We start from the raw sequence: 17,218 nt of genomic DNA, 5'->3' as shown, positions 1-17,218 counted from the left end.
TGTGATTCATTATACCATAGTTTCCCCATCTACCCCATCTCGATGAAGGATTTATCTGTTATTTTTATTTAATGACATTAATAATTCATCTCATTAAATGAAAATGAGACACAAAAAGCGGGAATCCTAAGATTCCACGCCTTTTATAACCGTCTTCACAGCTGATTCATCACTTTTTCTCGAAAAATAGGGGATTAACAAGGCAGATGAGAAACTAAAGATCATCACAGCCTTAAATACGTATCCATCAAAGTCCTGAATCCCAAGGATCAACGCCAGTAGAAACATTCGCGAAATAACAAGGATGAGTTCCCGCCATACCATTACTCTCGTTTGATGAATCGGTTCTAATTGATAGGTCACAAGAAATTGTCGGGAACTCCAAATTGTAGAGAAGAAGAACAATCCGATCGTCGTTAAGATGTTGGAAAGAATCAGAATCAAAGGAGTCGGGAATAACGCTAACAAGAACCCTGCTGCCGCGGCTGCCATGCCAAAGCTTAACCATTTGTTGTCACTAATCTCACGCGTACGACTAAAACGACGATAAATGAACACACAAGCAATCGTGAACGATGTGTACATGATTTGGAGCAAGGCGATGTTGAGCTTATCTTGTGTGACTGAAAAGGTAAAGATCAGTGAGAATATCCCCTGAAACTGAATGAAAAAACCGCCAGCAACAAGCGAAGGAATCATCCATTTCAATTGAGGTGTTGCAAATACATGGCCCAAGCGGAACTTACGAAAGACGGGTTCATTCGCTTCTTTTAAAGAAATAGGCGGAACGAAATACGATGTGAAAATCATAAGTGCGATAAAGATGAACATAATGAAGAAGGACGCAGTGAATCCCATCCACTTAATAATCACTGCAAACAGTAATGGATTAAGGAAAGAAATCAACTGACCAATCACATTGACTGCGGAAAAAAATACGGTAAACTCCTTCCCTTTTCCAAAAAGCGAAATCCCCATATTATTTGCAGAGCCATATAAACCGTTCGTAAGTCCCACTGGAATAGCGATTAATGTGATATAAAGGATTTTCGGTTCAAAATGCACCCAGGATAGAAGAACAAATGTGACGCCTGCCCCTATGGCAGCAACTCGCATCACGGAGCCAATCGTAAACTTAGATAGAAGATTGGCTCCGTACATAAAAGCCACTCCCCAAGCAAGAAACATAACGAGATTAAACCACGCAACGTCGAAGATTTGATTTCCTTTTTCCCAAATAAAAAGATTAATAAATATGCCCATATAGTTAAAAATAATGCCAGAACTTATACTCATCCATAATAGTCGTTTTAATGCGGTCGCCATGTTGTCCACTCTTTCTGAACGAATTTTTATAAACTAGTTACGTAGGCATAGATTCTCCCTTATAATGAAAATATACGAAAGTTTATGCGGTTTAACTTTCATCATCATATCACGGAGTTAGTTCGGAAGGAATGTATGTTATGCCCAGGTTCATGGACGATACAATAAGTCCTTATCCACTTCGAATCATTACTTTACCTATCGATGCTAGTAAATTGAAACTGCAATCCCTCCTCATTCGACATGTCGGACATCTGCCTGGGCGGATTATGTTTCGCGGACATGCCACATTCGAGAGCTTTGCCATTGTATATATCGCAGGAGGCAAGGGAACTTACCGAGTCAATGACGGACCGGTTCAAAAAGTGGAGAGCGGCAGTCTATTCTTCTTCCGGCCGAATCAAGTTTATCAATATGGCCCTGATCCCGGAGGCTTCTGGGATGAGTATTATTTTACGCTCGAAGGCAGCCGAGTAAAGGAATGGCAGAACAGTTGGTTGACAGACTTAGATCAAGTGAAACAGGTTGGTTATGAAGATGCTGCCCAGCATAATCGGATTGAGCGAATATTCATCGCGATGGAAAGTGGTATTCCTGCTAATATTGATCGAGCAGCTTTACTTATTGAGTCGTTACTGTTTGAATTCATTCAGCGGGCGGAAGCCAGTACAGAAACAACGAAGTCGGAGCAGTTCATCAATCTTATCAATGAGCTCAGTGATTCGTTATATCAACCCTTTGATGCACATAGCATTGCGAAACGACATCACATTTCACTTTCTACCCTTCGCAGAGTCGTCAGTGATTATTCCGGTTATCCGCTAAACACTTATATGCATAGAATGAAAATGGCTGAAGCCAAAAATATTTTGTTGAATACGACGAATTCCGTAAAGGAAATTGCCGACTCGCTGGGTTATAAAGATGTCTTCTACTTCTCGCGTATTTTCAAAAAGTATGTAGGCGTCTCCCCTCATATCTTCCGAAATACGATGCACACATAATCACAAAAATTTCCGACTACTTAGCACGACTTGTCACATTGCCGCATATGATAGATTGAAAGCAAATCTTCGTATGTGGGGGTGAATCAGACATGGCACTTACACTATCGGGTTTAATGCTTTATGCAATGTGGCTTGTCTTGGGAGTCATGGGTCTTAGCTTTGTAGTAGATTTGTTCAAATCGTTCTCATCAGGCACGTTCTCCAGTTCTACGATTACAAATTACTTGAGAGACCTTTTGTACTTTGTGTTCCCATTATTCTTACTTTCCAACATGATGCCGCTAGATCATACCGATTTCATTATCAAAATCGCCTATTATATCGGTGTGGTTGGCGTACTCTACAATTATGTTGGAGGCTATTTTAAAAAATAATTTTGCAATCGCATTCAAAGCTGCTGAGACACTCAGCAGCTTTTTTAATGCAAAACGCAAAAAAAGCTGTTCACCATTTGAATGGTAAACAGCTTTTCAAATCCTTTAAAATCGCGGTAAATTTGATAAATTATTGCTTGGATCTCCATCCGGATAGGAACGCAAGGTTTTCTCACCTTTCCGATTTACCCCCGTATTCGCATCTTCGATTAAATCGGCTTCCGTCATCTCAATTGCAGTCTGGACATCGACCACTTGGCCATTTTGAAATTGAACAGCCCCAATACTTCCATTTTCATAATGTACGGATTGGATCATAGCTTTGTTCGGATCAATCGTATGCGGACCACTATTACGACGTCGCGGCATCATATCTCCTCCTCTATCTTCGTGCAAATTGTTGAACCCCACGAGAGTGGGGCCTCATTGTAGCTTCATTCAGATACTATGACTGTGTAGATTCACTCTGGGATTTAATTTCCTGCTTCAGATCTTCCGTCTTCTGCTGCGCTTGCTTGATTTGAGTTTGAAGATCCTCTAACTGCTGCTCGGCCTCCGTAAGTGCCGCTGCTGTAGCTTGTGAATAGATTTGCTGAGCAACCTGCAAGGTTTGTTCGGCTGCTTGCTCTGCTTTTTGGGCAACATCTTTGATTTGCGCTAAACCAAGTTCCTTTTGTTGCGGCATGGTAATACCCCCAGCTGATGTTTTGCATACCCAATTAATGTAGGCAACCTAGTCCTTTTTTATTCGGGCAAAAGATAAGCATGTGTACTTAACTGATCAGCTAAAAGATTGGTCGGTATGATGAATTCTGGTGTCCCCATGTAACCTGGTGTAACCTCATATTTTTGAAACACGATGACAAGCTTCCCATCCTTATTGATATAGAAGCTTTGATCTTTTTTTATGGAACTAAAATAAAATTTCACATCATTCGGAACACCCTCTACCCAATAAATTTTAGCTGGGTCCTCTTTCATCCGTTGTATCATTTGCGCCTTAATATAATCACTAATCACTTGAACATATCCTTCATCCTTAAATAAGCTCGGTAAGGTGATTAATAACTGATTTTTCTTATCAACCGTGTCATATTGGAAGGTTGTGGACGAAGAACCCACAGTGTTGACAACATATCTGCCTACCGCTAAGATCTGATCATTGTCGGTTTTTACAATATAACCACTATCTACCCCAAGATGTCCCTCTAATCCACTTGCTTTCATCTTCTCAATGTCGTTCATGAAATCCGTGTAGAGCTTCTTGCTTTCGTCTAAGTATTTGGTATTTAGGGATTCCTCTAACACTTTGTTATCCAAATTCGTGATGATGGGGACTTCTACTTTTGCTTTATGTGCGCCATCATCATACAAGTATTCGCGGAAGGTCAGCACTTTGATCAGTTTGCCAACGACGGGCATATCTGCTAACGAATGAGCGAAAGCTGGACTCGTATTAAGACCCGCAACAAATACGATAACCGCTGCCGCGACAGCTACTGATGACCATTTCAGATTAGTCCTAGGCTTTTTTCTATGTTGTTTTATCGCTTGATTGACAATGAAATCGAGTTCTGCAGGAATGGGTATGTCAATATAGGTTTGTTTCATTTGTTCTAACTTCTCGTCCATGGTTAGTTTACCTCCACAAGCGTATCATCGTTCATTTTTATCCGTAAAAGCTTAAGTGCTTGGTAAAGCCGAGTCTTGATCGTACTCGTGTTTTCTTTTAACACATCCGCAATTTCATCAATCTTCAAATCTTCAAAATAGCGAAGCGTAATCACACTGCGATACATGGTAGGTAAATCTTCTAACGCTCTCTCCAAATCAATATTCGTATAGGCATCTTCACTGCCAGGCGTTATCGCTTCCATCGTCACATCATCCATAACAGTAAGTTTCTTATGTTTACGCAAGAAGTCTAATGAGGTATTGATGACAATTCGGTAAAACCAGCTTTTAATTGCCACATGGCTTTTCAATGAATCTGCGGCAGCAAAAGCTTTCTGAATGGCCTCTTGCACGATGTCGAGTGCATCCTCTTGATTTTTCACATAGCTATAGGCAAGACGATATACATGCTCCTTATGCTCCGTTATACAGGTAATGAGTTCGGTTTCTAGCTTCCTATTCTTAGTCATATCGTTGATGACGCTCCTTTTACCGCGCGGTTAATCAGAATTGAATCATGTTGTAGCTAAGACGTTTATGGAGGCCAAATAGTTTGATCTCGATGCCTACCAATTTAGGGAATCCACTGGTATACTAACAGCAAGACGCTTATGAGGTGAACCGTATGAATATTATTAAAGTCAAAGACCGCCATGAGTTAGATCGACGAGTCCCTTCGATGCCTTGGTATATCGAGAAATTCATTAATTATAAGCTCCCTGATCTTTCACCTTCATCACTTCTTGAATATGTACGTGATTATGAAATTTTCCTATCCTGGCTTCTTGCCGAAGGATTAAGCACGGCGACTGTAATGAATCAAGTTCCCCTGGAGGACTTAGAGCGACTACATATGGACAGCGTTAATAATTTTCGCATGTTCCTTGCAACTCGTAAAGCACAAGCTAATGGTAAAACTACGATTAACCGCAAATTGTCTGCGCTGCGTTCCTTATTTCATTATTTGAGTCAAATTGCCGAAGATGATAACTTCTACCCGCTCCTGAAACGAAATGTAATGGCGAAGGTGGAGATCAAGCGTGCGCACAAGGCCAAAGACAGCGCGGCGAAGCTCGAAGGCAAATTGCTCCAAGAAGAAGAAATTGCCGAGTTCATTGCTTATGTGAAGGAAGGCTATGAGCACGATGTCGCAACGAATAAACAAGCACTGTATGCCTATGAGTTAAATAAAGTCAGAGATGCCTGTATCGTCACACTAATCCTAAATTCAGGACTTCGTGTATCTGAGGTGTTCAACTTAAACGTCGATGATATCGACATGAAATTGAAGCTCGTTCATGTGTATCGCAAAGGTAAAAATGACGATACGTTCAAAACGCCGGTCTATTTTCGTCTCGATGCCATTCAAGCCATCACGGACTACTTGAGTATCCGCACCTCCCGGTACAAGCCAGCCAAAAAAGAAAAAGCCCTCTTCGTTGCCATGGCTAATGGCAAAAAAGAAGGCGAACGTATGACGAAACGAGCAATTCAAGAGCTTGTGATCAAATACGCTAAAAGGTTTGGAAAGCCGTATTTATCTGTACATAAGTTGCGACACTCATTCGCTACCGACTATTACCTACAGAACGACTTGTACAAAACGCAAGAGCAGCTCGGCCATGCTTCCCCTGAGACCACGCAAATCTATGCGCATCTCACCGATCGTACGATGTCTGAAGCGATTGATAAGCGCGCGGAGTCTTAAGACCTTTCAAATTACTCCACGCGCGCACTGCTATTGTATTAATCAGCCAGCCATGTTGTTGATAGAGTGAACGGTATCAAATACAGAAATATGATCTACTTTGCCAGTGGATTTAGGAATAATAAATTTGAGTTGAAATTCCTGTGAGGCTTTATAAATATAAATGGTATCATCACCATTGACTTTGGTGTCATTCGGTTTGCCTAAAGCTTGTTCAATCTGACTTAACGTCAACGTGTGCAACTTTGAATCATTCGAGCGAATATCTATGATTTGACTTCCCTTATTATAGCCAATAACAGCATTCTTCTTAGAGTAGGTCGCGTAAATGCCACTACCCGCTGATTCGGTCTTATCTGCCTTTCCCCACGATTTCTCGACATCGTCAGTAAGTCCAGTATTCGCTGCAAACGGAATGCCGCTAACTTTGCCTGATTTGGCAAGCTCAAACATATCTTTAATTTGCTTAGATACCGTACTAGCACTTGTAGATGACGAAGGCACCGGTGAAGCAGTAGGAGCCGCAGAAGGACTTGCTGTTGGACTCGCTACTGAAGTTGTTGCAGGTGTAGCGGTTGGTGATGGTGACGAACTAGGACTCGGAGTCGTCGTATTGGACGCCGGTTCTTGTGTTGACGAACATGCTGTTGCTAAGAGCATTGTCGACAAAATCAAAGTATATATCGTTGTTTTTCTTTTGTATATTTTCATAGTAATCTCCTCTAATCGATTTAGTTACAGTTTACTAACGAAGAAACCACATGAAAGGTTGCTAATCACGAAATAAAACAAACCATAAGGGAATAATCCCCTATGGTTTGCGTTGTTCCATGCAATTCAATTTTACTATGTAGTATGTTTCAAATCTTCTCTGATAATCCCTTGATTCTGAAAGATTACTTCAAGATTTTCTCAATAGCTGCCAATTCTTCCGGAGTAAACTCCAGATTTTTAAGTGCAGCCACATTCTCCTCAATTTGTGACACGCGGCTTGCACCAATCAATGCTGACGTAACACGTTCGCCGCGAAGTACCCAAGCCAGCGACATCTGCGCGAGGCTTTGACCACGAGAACTCGCCAATTCGTTCAATTGAATGATTTGGTTAAGCTTTTCTTCTGTGATGTCTTTTTCCTTCAGGAATTGGCTCTTTCCGCCGGCTCTTGAATCCGCAGGAATCCCGTTCACGTATTTATTCGTCAACAAGCCTTGAGCAAGCGGGCAGAATGCGATACTTCCAACACCGAAATCATCAAGCACATCTTGTAAGCCCTCCTCGATCCACCGATTCATCATACTGTAAGCAGGTTGGTGAATAAGAAGTGGAGTACCTAAACCTTTAAGAATCGAAGCAGCTTCTTTGGTTTGCTCAGCCGTATAATTGGAAAGTCCAACATAGAGCGCTTTACCTTGACGTACGATTAAATCCAACGTCGCCATTGTTTCTTCGAACGGTGTGTTCGGATCTGGACGGTGAGAGTAGAAAATATCTACATAATCTAGACCCATTCTTTTCAAACTTTGATCTAAACTGGACACCATGTTTTTCTTGGATCCCCACTCACCATAAGGACCTTCCCACATGTGGTAACCCGATTTTGTCGAGATGATGATCTCGTCGCGGTAATCCCCGAGATCACTTTTAAGCACACGACCCATTAATTCCTCTGCTGATCCTGGTGGCGGCCCATAGTTGTTCGCTAAGTCAAAGTGTGTAATCCCCAAATCAAATGAACGAAGCAGCATGGCTCTTCCGTTCTCATGTAAATCTAAACCCCCGAAATTATGCCACATGCCGAGTGATATAGCAGGAAGCTTAAGCCCCGATTTCCCAGTACGATTATATTTCATTTCTGCATAGCGTGTTGAACTTGCTTGATAGACCATGATTGTCCTCCTTCATAATTCTAAGTACCTTTGTTATTTGGCAAGAAACCTATGTATTCACTAAAGTCTTCACAAATATCCTGCTTCCTATGTACCAGTATAGTTCAAGCCTATCAACAAAAAAAGAACTGAAAAAAACGTGTCTTACTAACCTTAAGGTTAGTATGGCACGCTTTATGGATTAATTCAGATCAAAACGAAGTAAGGTATTATGCTCTTGGAGCCATTTCGTTTTCTCATAAGTATTGGCAATAATATCGACCAACACACCTTGTGGATCTACCCCATCCAAATATCTTCCTAGGAAATGAATGAAAACATCTAGTCTACGAAGTTCGATTAACAAAGGTAATATCCTAATTTCTTCTTGTGATAATTGGACAAATTGACGGTAACCGTCATAGAATGCTTTGCTATTCCTTCTGAGTCTATCCTCGGGAAGCATCGGATCAATTAGATCGGATAAACAAACGGCAAGTTCCATAACCCTCACATCGATGGTTACAAATTCAAAATCAAGAATGGCTACAAAACGGCCCTTGTCATCCACCAGCATGTTGGAACCATTAATATCGCCATGAACGAGTTGATGGGGAAGCTGACGAATCGTTGGTATTGCGCTGTACAAGGCCATGTAACGATTAAATATATAAGCAAGTTCGTCCTGCTGTGCGATGAAAGGCTCTGGCGGTTGCAGCGCGAACGCTCGAATCGCATCTGGCTTGCAGCTAGGATGAATATGTTCTATTTCATAGTAAGGAGCGTACTGCGGTTTATCTGTAATTGAAATCTTGGCTAAGGAAGCAGATAGTTGTCCTGCTGCTTTCCCCATCTCTTGCAGTTGACTTAAACCTAATTCGATTGGATTATGACCATCTGTAAAAGTAAACAAGGCAGCAAGCTTCCACTCATCATCATCCCCTAACGTCACCACGGTTCCCCCAGTTGGCAGCTCTAGTGGCATCGGAATTTCGAAAGGAAGCTCCTCCTTCATTTCAGCTAAACGAAGCAAAACGCTATGCTCAAACATAATTTTGTTCCGGTCACGATGTGTCTCGTACAGCCGTAGAACATATGTACGACCCTCCACCTCAACGAATCGTGTTGTATTATTCATCCCGCCTGCACCAACACGAAGCGTCCATGTTTGGGTCCCGAACCAATTAGCAGGGAGTAATGCTAACTGTTCCTCTTTTTCAATGACTCGCATAATACCCTGACTCAGCTCCTCTTCTTATACTTCGTTGTCGCCTTCCACCGCGAATTCAAAATCCTCTACATCGAAAGCCTCAACAGGTATGGCATATTCCACTAATCGCTCAATAAAATCGAACTGATCCGTTAATAATACAGCTTGCTCTTTCAATGAGGTCAATATTAACTCCGTTTCAATAGGGTCAAATTGATCTCCATAAGCTTCATTATCTATCGCATACACAATTTTCAATGTGACATGCTCATTTATTGGTAACGGCGGGCTTTTCCCCCATGGTATGGACAAAGCTTTTTCTATTTTTTTCTTATTAAAAGATTCTTCAAAAAATGCAATGAGCTCACCGATCATTTGTTTGACGAAGCCATCATCTTCTTGCTCTAACATAATAGGTTCAGGGCTGCTATGCAGCTCATATAATTCTTGAATGGTCGTATAAGGAATCAAATAAGTCACAGGCTTTGATGGCAGCATGAGCTGGCCATGCACGGCTAACATCACCGCTTCGATAATAAACGTTTTGCTCATGGAGTCCCCCCTAATGCTACAATCATTATTCAGCAATATTTCGCTAAGAATACGCGGAAACCCTTTTTTTCAAGTAGAAACACATCATACCCTTGCCTTAAAAACGAAACCGTTAGCTCCCAAGATCGCTTTGACCATTCGAGCTAACGGTTCATAACCCAGCTTATAAACTGCCATCGAACACCTCATTGTCTTCATAAAGGGGTCGATATGGTTTCTTGGAGAAGCGATTTGCATAGGCGGATGCAACATAACAATCGGGTTTAATGACCGGCACCATACCAACAGATTCCACCCGTCTCACCATTTCTTGGACGAATTTTGCCGTCCGATTTCTATTCTCATCATCTCCCGCATCAATATGAATGAACATATCGAAAGTGGCACCTTGATACAGATGAGGAAGAATAATATTTTCCATTTCTAATCGCTTGTTTTCGTCAAAATACATCGCAATCTCTTCGCTTAACGTCGTTTCCATCGAAAGTTTTTCTTTGATGGAGTGAAGCGCTCTTGGTACGATGACTTGACGATAACATGCCCACGCTCCTTTCCCTAGCCGCTGGATCACTACGCCGGTAATGAATTTCGTATGACCTGTGTGTACCTGACAATCCGTCCCTATAATGAATTTATAGGTTGCCACTGGGTCAAGACGCATGAAATGAAGAATACGCTCGTGCACGGTATCCAGGTTAAGTCCTCTTTCCGTTGTGTTCCTAAATTCCAGTGGATGGTTCGTCGCCGAAGGTTTCAAAGATAAGGCTCTCCCTTTCTCCATAGACTATGAGAAAAAAAAGGCGGATGCTCAAGGCAGCACCCGCCTCTCTTCTATAGTATATGGCAAACCTTGCCTGTTCGAACCATCAACTTATTTTAAAACAGGGCCACCGTACAAAAATCGATTTTCCCACTGCTTGCCATCAATTGTATCCACACGAACGCCGCCGGATTCAACGGAATAGGTGTGCAGCATTTGGCCGTTGCCCAAGTATAAACCAACATGTGTAATCGGCTCAGTCAATACATTAATGCCATCGTAATCTGAAGCTTTGGAGCCTTTATAGCTGCTAAAAAATAGAAGATCCCCACGTTTTAACTTCGTCCAATCCATCACAATGGGTCCCAGGGATCTCACATAGCTACCTTGCGCAGCAGAGTCACTTGGTAAAGACAACCGGAGCGCATCCCAGTACATCGTTTGCACAAAGTCAGAGCAGTCGAATGTAGAGGGATCATTCCGTTCGGAACCAAATTCATAAGGAGTCCCTAAGTAGACTTCGCCTGCGTCAATCACGGCTTCAATCTCATCAGCTACTGGCATATTAGGTTTGATAACGGAGAAATCCGCTGTTATGTATTTGGAATTAGAACTTACATAGCCACTGACACCGTCAGCATCTTTGACTTTATACCAACTATCATTCACTTTATCAGTGATAAGAACTTCTTCTCCTTTGCTCAGCATTCGAATCACCTTCGAACCTGAACTTACGTCTGATGACGGCAGCGTTCGGAAATTAACGCCATAAATAATCTGTGCATTGCTCACAATCCTTATGTATTTACTGTTGGTCGATACGAATCCATTTACACCTTGCGCATCCTTAATTTGAAACCAATTCACTGTCGTATAGTCTTTCACCGTGACCACTTCGTTGGCCTTCAACATGCGTATGACATTACTCGACGTACTTGGTTGATCTCGAAAGCTTACACCTGCTACGATCTGAGCCTTCGTCACGACACCTTCTTCAGCTTGCGTAACCTTGGGAAGTAGAGCCATGAAGGATACCATCAATACCGCGATAACCATTGTCAACTTATTCATCGTCTTACCCTCCACCCTCTTGATGTTAAAATTTTCAATCGTATCCTTATTATAGTTTGAAGGGGTATTAGGCGAATATAGGTGAATGGTAGCGATTATTGCCATCGTATGCGTGGCGATTAGCCTATTGACGGCTAGGTTTAATTTTCCAATTTCCGCGCTTCAGCTTTACGTGTTAAAGAAGACCAAAACAGGCGCCATTGCGGGGAGTTTTTGAGTTTTACATTCCCTATTTTCATCTCATTTTCTTCCAATTCAATCACTTGCCAACTGCTTGGATCTGGAACGGCTTGCGATTCTAAAAAGGCTAAAGCGTGCTCGTTCGCTTCCTCTTGCTCATTCCAGAATTTCACACCATAGTAGGCGAGTCCATAATGGTTAACCAGTGTTGTCGTATAGATTTGCTCAGACTCTTTCTGCTGCAGTACATAAGGCATCTTCCATTCCTCCTGGTAAAAAGGCCCATTCACCACGAGGGGAATGGACCTCCGTTTATAGGCAAGCTTATCAGATAACGGTTACGCAAACTTACAAATACGCATTCTCATGCTTCGCTTTCAGCATATTCCAACGGCGTTCCACTTCCGTCTCGAACGATTTCAGTGAACCTTCATATTCGGGTTTCGTAAGATGTTTCGTTTTCCCCATCGTTTTCAACCAATCGGATAACGGAATCTTCTTACTCTTATCCTCCGGATTGTAAGTGATCGAAGTCACTCCATGTTCCACCTCATAAAGTGGGAAGAAACAGGAATCCACCGCAGCACCAACGATATTGGAGCCCTCTTGGTCATCCGACAGCCAGTTCAATGGGCAAGCAATGAGAATTTTGCCATATACCAACCCCTCGTGCTGCGCATACCATTGCGCCTTCGCCGCTTTCTTGACCAGATCTTGCGGATACGCTTCGGAACCGGTAAATACATATGGAATATGAGTTGCAGCCATAATTTGCGCCGTATCCTTATGATGGAAAACCTTACCACCTTGATGCTTTCCGACATTGGAAGTCGAAGTCCGATGACCCATCGGCGTTGAATACGATAACTGTGCACCTGTGTTCATGTATCCTTCATTATCGTACTCAAGAATAATCATTTTATGATTCCGTAAAGCTGCCCCAATAGCAGGCCCCATTCCGATATCCATACCGCCATCGCCCGTAATCATGACGAAAGTGAAATCGTCCTTTAACCCTAGATGATCAAGTTCTCCGCGACGCTTCCGCTCCCAGAACATCTCTACAACACCTGACAGCGTTGCTGCGCCATTCTGGAACAGATTGTGGATATAAGTAGCTTTATGCGCCGAGTAGGGATAACCGGTGGTTACAACCATTGCACATCCTGTATGGAAAATGGAGACAATATCGCCTTCTATTCCTTTGAAGAACAGTTCGAGTCCTGAGAAAATACCGCAGCCCGGACAAGCGCCATGACCTGGTGCAATCCGCTTTGGCTTTTTGGTCAAGGAACGAAGAGGCGGAATGCGTACATTCAGTTTCCCCGTATTCTCATCTGGAGAAACGGTGATGAGACCCGTCTTCAGATCTTCATACTTCATTGGCGTCAATACTCGCTTCGGTGCTTTCGAAGGATCCCCCGGCGTATGGCCGTAGTAATCGAAAGGCACATCTACCTTGCCGCTTTCCATCGCATCAATGGCGAATTGGAACAGATTATGCCCATCCTCGGCATAAAAGTCTTTGCCACCTAAGCCATAGATTCGGCTTATGACAAGCGTGTCTCTGTTCCCATTGGTGAACAGCGCCGCCTTAATTTCATTGACCATGTTGCCGCCATGTCCGCCATAGGAATCCGCGCGATCGCCTACGGTGATCGCTTTCACATTCGCAAGCGCCTCGGCGATCTGCTTCGCTGGGAAAGGTCGGATCAGGTTCGGAGCGATCGAACCTGCTTTAATGCCCTTCTCGCGGAGCTGGTCGACGACATCCTTGATGATTTCGGAAGCCGAATTCATCAGGAATACCGCGACTTCCGCGTCCTCCATCCGATATAGCTCTAGAATCGGATAGTCACGACCCGTTAATTCGGCATACTCCTGCCGAATGCGGTCATATACACCTTCGGCATTATACATCGCCATCGACTGTTGATAACAATTATTAATGTAATCCGGCTCATTCATATAAGGTCCGACGGTGATCGGATTATTACGATCTAAGGTATCTGGGAAGCCCTGTGGCTTCTCACCTACGAATGCCTGCACATCAGCCCGATGTGCGAAGGTTTGCACTCTGCGCTTTTGGTGAGAGGTGAAATAACCATCGGACGCGACCATAACCGGCAAACGCACCTCAGGATCCTCTGCTAATTTCAGCGCCATAATATTCATATCATACACGGCTTGCGGATCTCGACACATGACAATCGGCCAACCCGTATTCAAAGCATAGTAAAGATCAGAATGATCCCCATGAATATTCAGTGGTCCCGAAACAGATCGGCAAACCAAGTTCATAACCATCGGAAACCGGGTTCCGGATTGTACCGGCATTTGTTCCAACATGTACAAATAACCGTTGGCGCTTGTCGCGTTAAATACGCGGCCGCCAGCAGTTGATGCGCCATAACATATACCTGCTGAACCATGTTCACCGTCGGCAGGAATTAATACAATGTCATGCTGTCCATTGGACTTCATGAGATCTAGAAACTGAGCTACTTCCGTGGATGGTGAAATCGGAAAGTATCCCATGACATGATAATTAATTTGATGTGCGGCATAGGCAGCCATCTCATTCCCTGATTCATACACGATGCGCTGTTCAACTTTGGCTACCCCAAATTCCTGCTTGATATCAATGGCCATGCGTGTAGTTCCACCCTTCTCCCATAAATACTCTCTAAGAGTTTATAGCTAGATTGAATCGATGCGGCATGCGATTTAGATCAGCATAACCATCTTCTTCACGCTCACTAGAGAGCGCATCGGTTGGACAAGCTTGTACACATTTAAGGCAACCTTTACAATATTGATAGTCTATGCCTTGCAGGAACATTTGGGGACGCCCTTTTTTGTCAGGGAGCTCATCCCATACAAAACAAAAGTCAGGACACACATTATCGCATGAAGCGCAGTGAATACAGGAATCTTCATGAAAATGCGGCATCATCCCAGCACGGGAAATACTTAAATCTTTGAGTATACTATTACCTGGGTTCGTAACGACTCCCCCGATAGGCTGTGTAGCAAAGCCTAGAACTGGTGTATCATACCGTACAAAATCTGGCATGGATTCCCCATCTGGAAGCGCATATGTTTGGAAAACGACCTCGTTGTATCCACGATCGAATGTACGTAATGCTGGTGCAACTGCAAGTGGGTATTTCTTTTCTAATGACTTTCTAATAACACCTCGCATGACATCTGGATCCAGAAAATCACACAATCGGAACATGGCACCCAACATGGCCATATTTACACGATTCTTTTCCTCAAGCGAAATACCAATTGCGTCAATGACAGCAATCGTGCCTCCCCTGAGCTTCATCTTCTCTTTTAATTCATCAGGCGTTTTCGTTGAATTTACTAATACGGTACTATCCTCATAGATGCCACTGATAACGTTTACAGTTTTAGAAAGTGACTCATGAAAAACACCTACAACATGCGGTCGTTCAACGGGCGATGTATCCCGAATCTTCGTATCCATGTCACAAAATCGAATATGTGCTTTTACTGCTGATCCTTTCTTCTCAGACCCATAGGATGAGAAACTGACACCGTTCAAACCAACGCCAACGACTCCTGCTTCAGCCAGCATTTTACCTGCCAGATTCGCTCCTAGACCGCCGATGGATTCCAGTCTTATCTCGAAAAATCCGAGATCGTTCAATTTAGGTAAAGTTACCATGCTTGGTCTCCTTTCAAAAATGAACTGCATATAGAGTGAATAGTGTGAATAATAAATCTACTATTATTGTAACAAGAAATGGCTGGTAATCAACCTTTTTTTAAACCAGCCATTTAGAGCAGATAATCTATGATCAAACCGCACTTTCCCAAATAAAAACTTAACGATTCCCGGTCCACTTCGATGTCATTCTCCCATGCCTCGCAATCTTCACAAACGTCTACATAATCGTCTTCAATCGGATTAAACACAACACCGCACACCTGTGAGCACAACCGCATTCACATCTCTCCTCGGCTTCAAATCCCTCAAAATTGTAAACGTTTGCAATCTATGTTTTCTTTATTATACAGCGGTTTATACAGCATTGACTATAAGTCTTTATGAAATCTTTAGCATTCCAAATAGAGTATTTCTCTTGATTCAAACCGCATTTATGAGATAATGTAGAAATAATTCCCAGATTGTCGAAATATGGAAAGGATGCATAGGATTGCTTCATTTCATTATTGCCAATGAATTACAAAACCTTTTCTACATCATGAGCGCTGCTCTGCTCCACCTTATTCTCGCTCCTCTTTTCATACATAAAGAAAAGCATTTGAATCTCTTATTCTCTTTAATTCTAGGAAGCTTCATCCTTCTTTATTGGAACTTTGCGGATATTGACCCCTTAATCTACTCCTTACAATTAGTTCCTGTCTGCTTGCTTTTTGTGACATTAGGCGTTGGCATAGCTCCTTCAATTATGACATGGATCATATTTAATATCGGTTGTATGTTCGTCTTAAACTATTATTGGGAGCCAGCGCTACTAAGCAGTACATTCTTACTGATGCTTGGAATTTTAGTCCGAAATCGCGTAGCTAATGCCGATTTGATAGTGAAACTCATGTATGCAACCGGAATCCTCATCATATATGAACTACTATATGCACCACTTGCTCCTTATGTCTTAGCTCCATTTTCCTTATACACTGGCTTTGTTTTAGCCCTCGCATTTATCTCACTATGGATTATGATTTCATTACTTTTTTATATTAACAAATATGAAATACAGAGAAGGCATATCACTCATCTTGAAAAAAATCGCATGCTTGCCGAGTTATCGGCTACAGTTTCACATGAAATCAGAAATCCTCTAACATCAACACGTGGATTTCTGCAATTATTAGCACGATCGGATATTACTCCTCTGGATCGTAGGCGTTATGTTGACCATGCTTTATCAGGAGTAGACCAAGCCATCACTTTATTGACAGATTTCCTTAACTATGCGAAGCCCTCCGTTGACATGAAAGAACAGCTTGATATTAAAGAAGAACTGGAACATACCATACGATTTATTACCCCCTATGCGCTTGATTTTCAAATTACAATTGATATTTCACATGAATGTGAAACACCTCTTTATATTCTTGGAGAGTCTCAAAAGCTTCGCCAATGTTTACTTAATCTTATTAAGAATGCCATTGAATCCATGCCAAATGGCGGAAAGCTGTCGTTACGTACTTGCAAACATCCTAGTGCTGTTCAGATCACGATCACAGACACGGGTGTTGGTATGTCCAGCAAGCAGTTGAACTCCTTGGGCAAGCCTTTCTACACGACCAAACAACACGGTACTGGACTTGGGCTTGTCGTAGTCATGAGTCTAATCAAGAAAATGAATGGCAAAATTTCATTCACTAGCAGCCTCAATTGCGGAACACAATGTTCTATTATTTTTCAACAATACTGAACAAAACCAAAAAGCAAGCTAGACAAGAGGCTCACTCTTATCTAGCTTGCTTT

19 protein-coding genes are annotated in these 17,218 nt (G+C 42.5%); 4 read left to right on the top strand and 15 right to left on the bottom strand.

Translation table 11 applies throughout. The annotated features are described in order from the left end of the window. Positions 1-126: 126 nt before the first annotated feature. A complete protein-coding gene (locus tag ACSQ8O_RS18785) occupies positions 127-1,326 on the bottom strand; it encodes a hypothetical protein (protein WP_436242850.1) in 1,200 nt (399 codons plus the stop codon). A 152-nt stretch (positions 1,327-1,478) separates the two neighbouring features. On the opposite strand from ACSQ8O_RS18785, the gene ACSQ8O_RS18780 reads away from it, so the two are divergent. Both ACSQ8O_RS18780 and ACSQ8O_RS18775 read left to right on the top strand, forming a co-directional pair. Beyond that, positions 1,479-2,330: an AraC family transcriptional regulator gene (locus tag ACSQ8O_RS18780; protein WP_436242849.1), complete on the top strand. Its 852-nt coding sequence runs from the start codon at positions 1,479-1,481 to the stop codon at positions 2,328-2,330. A gap of 92 nt (positions 2,331-2,422) precedes the next feature. Further along, a complete protein-coding gene (locus ACSQ8O_RS18775; RefSeq protein ID WP_056625201.1) occupies positions 2,423-2,707 on the top strand; it encodes a hypothetical protein in 285 nt (94 codons plus the stop codon). Positions 2,708-2,812: 105 nt separating this feature from the next. Here the strand turns inward: ACSQ8O_RS18775 and ACSQ8O_RS18770 are convergent, their stop codons facing one another. The 4 genes from ACSQ8O_RS18770 to ACSQ8O_RS18755 form a co-directional block, all read right to left on the bottom strand. Then, the gene (locus tag ACSQ8O_RS18770) at positions 2,813-3,079 is read right to left on the bottom strand and encodes a DUF3892 domain-containing protein (protein WP_436242848.1); all 267 of its coding nucleotides are present in this window, start codon (positions 3,077-3,079) and stop codon (positions 2,813-2,815) included. A 73-nt stretch (positions 3,080-3,152) separates the two neighbouring features. After that, positions 3,153-3,392: a hypothetical protein gene (locus ACSQ8O_RS18765; protein ID WP_056625198.1), complete on the bottom strand. Its 240-nt coding sequence runs from the start codon at positions 3,390-3,392 to the stop codon at positions 3,153-3,155. 59 nt (positions 3,393-3,451) lie between these two features. Then, on the bottom strand, positions 3,452-4,339 hold the full coding sequence (locus ACSQ8O_RS18760) for an RsiV family protein (RefSeq protein WP_436242847.1): 888 nt from the start codon (positions 4,337-4,339) through the stop codon (positions 3,452-3,454). Between the two features lie 2 nt (positions 4,340-4,341). After that, positions 4,342-4,851: an RNA polymerase sigma factor gene (locus ACSQ8O_RS18755; protein ID WP_436242846.1), complete on the bottom strand. Its 510-nt coding sequence runs from the start codon at positions 4,849-4,851 to the stop codon at positions 4,342-4,344. A 155-nt stretch (positions 4,852-5,006) separates the two neighbouring features. Between ACSQ8O_RS18755 and xerS the strand changes: the two genes are divergently transcribed. Beyond that, the gene (xerS, locus tag ACSQ8O_RS18750; RefSeq protein WP_056625189.1) at positions 5,007-6,089 is read left to right on the top strand and encodes a tyrosine recombinase XerS; all 1,083 of its coding nucleotides are present in this window, start codon (positions 5,007-5,009) and stop codon (positions 6,087-6,089) included. A 42-nt stretch (positions 6,090-6,131) separates the two neighbouring features. Here xerS and ACSQ8O_RS18745 read toward each other — a convergent pair whose 3' ends face one another. The 10 genes from ACSQ8O_RS18745 to ACSQ8O_RS18700 form a co-directional block, all read right to left on the bottom strand. Continuing rightward, on the bottom strand, positions 6,132-6,800 hold the full coding sequence (locus ACSQ8O_RS18745) for a YjgB family protein (protein WP_436242845.1): 669 nt from the start codon (positions 6,798-6,800) through the stop codon (positions 6,132-6,134). A 185-nt stretch (positions 6,801-6,985) separates the two neighbouring features. Continuing rightward, positions 6,986-7,975, bottom strand: a complete 990-nt coding sequence (gene mgrA, locus ACSQ8O_RS18740; protein ID WP_436242844.1) for an L-glyceraldehyde 3-phosphate reductase — start codon at positions 7,973-7,975, stop codon at positions 6,986-6,988. Positions 7,976-8,156: 181 nt separating this feature from the next. Beyond that, positions 8,157-9,185 carry a phosphotransferase enzyme family protein gene (locus tag ACSQ8O_RS18735; protein WP_436242843.1) on the bottom strand — a complete coding sequence of 343 codons (1,029 nt, stop codon included), beginning with the start codon at positions 9,183-9,185 and terminating at the stop codon, positions 8,157-8,159. Between the two features lie 24 nt (positions 9,186-9,209). Then, positions 9,210-9,716: an ADP-heptose synthase gene (locus tag ACSQ8O_RS18730; RefSeq protein WP_436242842.1), complete on the bottom strand. Its 507-nt coding sequence runs from the start codon at positions 9,714-9,716 to the stop codon at positions 9,210-9,212. A 163-nt stretch (positions 9,717-9,879) separates the two neighbouring features. Further along, the gene (locus tag ACSQ8O_RS18725; protein WP_436242841.1) at positions 9,880-10,497 is read right to left on the bottom strand and encodes a ribonuclease H-like YkuK family protein; all 618 of its coding nucleotides are present in this window, start codon (positions 10,495-10,497) and stop codon (positions 9,880-9,882) included. Between the two features lie 90 nt (positions 10,498-10,587). Further along, a complete protein-coding gene (locus tag ACSQ8O_RS18720) occupies positions 10,588-11,547 on the bottom strand; it encodes an SH3 domain-containing protein (protein ID WP_436242840.1) in 960 nt (319 codons plus the stop codon). Positions 11,548-11,687: 140 nt separating this feature from the next. After that, entirely contained in the window at positions 11,688-11,984 is a 297-nt protein-coding gene (locus tag ACSQ8O_RS18715; RefSeq protein ID WP_436242839.1) for a hypothetical protein, read from the bottom strand. Between the two features lie 91 nt (positions 11,985-12,075). Next, positions 12,076-14,379 carry a thiamine pyrophosphate-dependent enzyme gene (locus tag ACSQ8O_RS18710; protein ID WP_056625163.1) on the bottom strand — a complete coding sequence of 768 codons (2,304 nt, stop codon included), beginning with the start codon at positions 14,377-14,379 and terminating at the stop codon, positions 12,076-12,078. 34 nt (positions 14,380-14,413) lie between these two features. Next, the gene (locus tag ACSQ8O_RS18705; RefSeq protein ID WP_436242838.1) at positions 14,414-15,424 is read right to left on the bottom strand and encodes a 2-oxoacid:acceptor oxidoreductase family protein; all 1,011 of its coding nucleotides are present in this window, start codon (positions 15,422-15,424) and stop codon (positions 14,414-14,416) included. A 113-nt stretch (positions 15,425-15,537) separates the two neighbouring features. Beyond that, positions 15,538-15,705, bottom strand: coding sequence for a hypothetical protein (locus ACSQ8O_RS18700; RefSeq protein WP_436242837.1), 168 nt, complete (start codon positions 15,703-15,705; stop codon positions 15,538-15,540). 554 nt (positions 15,706-16,259) lie between these two features. On the opposite strand from ACSQ8O_RS18700, the gene ACSQ8O_RS18695 reads away from it, so the two are divergent. Beyond that, positions 16,260-17,165 carry an ATP-binding protein gene (locus ACSQ8O_RS18695; protein WP_436242836.1) on the top strand — a complete coding sequence of 302 codons (906 nt, stop codon included), beginning with the start codon at positions 16,260-16,262 and terminating at the stop codon, positions 17,163-17,165. Positions 17,166-17,218: the final 53 nt, after the last annotated feature.

The organism is Paenibacillus sp. LjRoot56 (genome assembly GCF_964253335.1).
In the GTDB taxonomy this organism is placed as follows: Bacteria; Bacillota; Bacilli; order Paenibacillales; family NBRC-103111; genus Paenibacillus_E; species Paenibacillus_E allorhizoplanae.
Note: the sequence above shows the minus strand (reverse complement) of the source record. Positions and strands in the feature narration are given on the sequence as shown.

Coding starts and splice junctions, on each gene's coding strand:
- ACSQ8O_RS18720 (WP_436242840.1), bottom strand. CDS start 11,547: ATGAATAAGTTGACAATGGTTATCGCGGTATTGATGGTATCCTTCATG.
- ACSQ8O_RS18745 (WP_436242845.1), bottom strand. CDS start 6,800: ATGAAAATATACAAAAGAAAAACAACGATATATACTTTGATTTTGTCG.
- ACSQ8O_RS18715 (WP_436242839.1), bottom strand. CDS start 11,984: ATGCCTTATGTACTGCAGCAGAAAGAGTCTGAGCAAATCTATACGACA.
- xerS (WP_056625189.1), top strand. CDS start 5,007: ATGAATATTATTAAAGTCAAAGACCGCCATGAGTTAGATCGACGAGTC.
- ACSQ8O_RS18695 (WP_436242836.1), top strand. CDS start 16,260: ATGCTTGGAATTTTAGTCCGAAATCGCGTAGCTAATGCCGATTTGATA.
- ACSQ8O_RS18735 (WP_436242843.1), bottom strand. CDS start 9,185: ATGCGAGTCATTGAAAAAGAGGAACAGTTAGCATTACTCCCTGCTAAT.
- ACSQ8O_RS18710 (WP_056625163.1), bottom strand. CDS start 14,379: ATGGCCATTGATATCAAGCAGGAATTTGGGGTAGCCAAAGTTGAACAG.
- ACSQ8O_RS18760 (WP_436242847.1), bottom strand. CDS start 4,339: ATGGACGAGAAGTTAGAACAAATGAAACAAACCTATATTGACATACCC.
- ACSQ8O_RS18700 (WP_436242837.1), bottom strand. CDS start 15,705: ATGCGGTTGTGCTCACAGGTGTGCGGTGTTGTGTTTAATCCGATTGAA.
- ACSQ8O_RS18705 (WP_436242838.1), bottom strand. CDS start 15,424: ATGGTAACTTTACCTAAATTGAACGATCTCGGATTTTTCGAGATAAGA.
- ACSQ8O_RS18775 (WP_056625201.1), top strand. CDS start 2,423: ATGGCACTTACACTATCGGGTTTAATGCTTTATGCAATGTGGCTTGTC.
- ACSQ8O_RS18765 (WP_056625198.1), bottom strand. CDS start 3,392: ATGCCGCAACAAAAGGAACTTGGTTTAGCGCAAATCAAAGATGTTGCC.
- ACSQ8O_RS18770 (WP_436242848.1), bottom strand. CDS start 3,079: ATGATGCCGCGACGTCGTAATAGTGGTCCGCATACGATTGATCCGAAC.
- ACSQ8O_RS18730 (WP_436242842.1), bottom strand. CDS start 9,716: ATGAGCAAAACGTTTATTATCGAAGCGGTGATGTTAGCCGTGCATGGC.
- ACSQ8O_RS18755 (WP_436242846.1), bottom strand. CDS start 4,851: ATGACTAAGAATAGGAAGCTAGAAACCGAACTCATTACCTGTATAACG.
- ACSQ8O_RS18785 (WP_436242850.1), bottom strand. CDS start 1,326: ATGGCGACCGCATTAAAACGACTATTATGGATGAGTATAAGTTCTGGC.
- mgrA (WP_436242844.1), bottom strand. CDS start 7,975: ATGGTCTATCAAGCAAGTTCAACACGCTATGCAGAAATGAAATATAAT.
- ACSQ8O_RS18780 (WP_436242849.1), top strand. CDS start 1,479: ATGGACGATACAATAAGTCCTTATCCACTTCGAATCATTACTTTACCT.
- ACSQ8O_RS18725 (WP_436242841.1), bottom strand. CDS start 10,497: ATGGAGAAAGGGAGAGCCTTATCTTTGAAACCTTCGGCGACGAACCAT.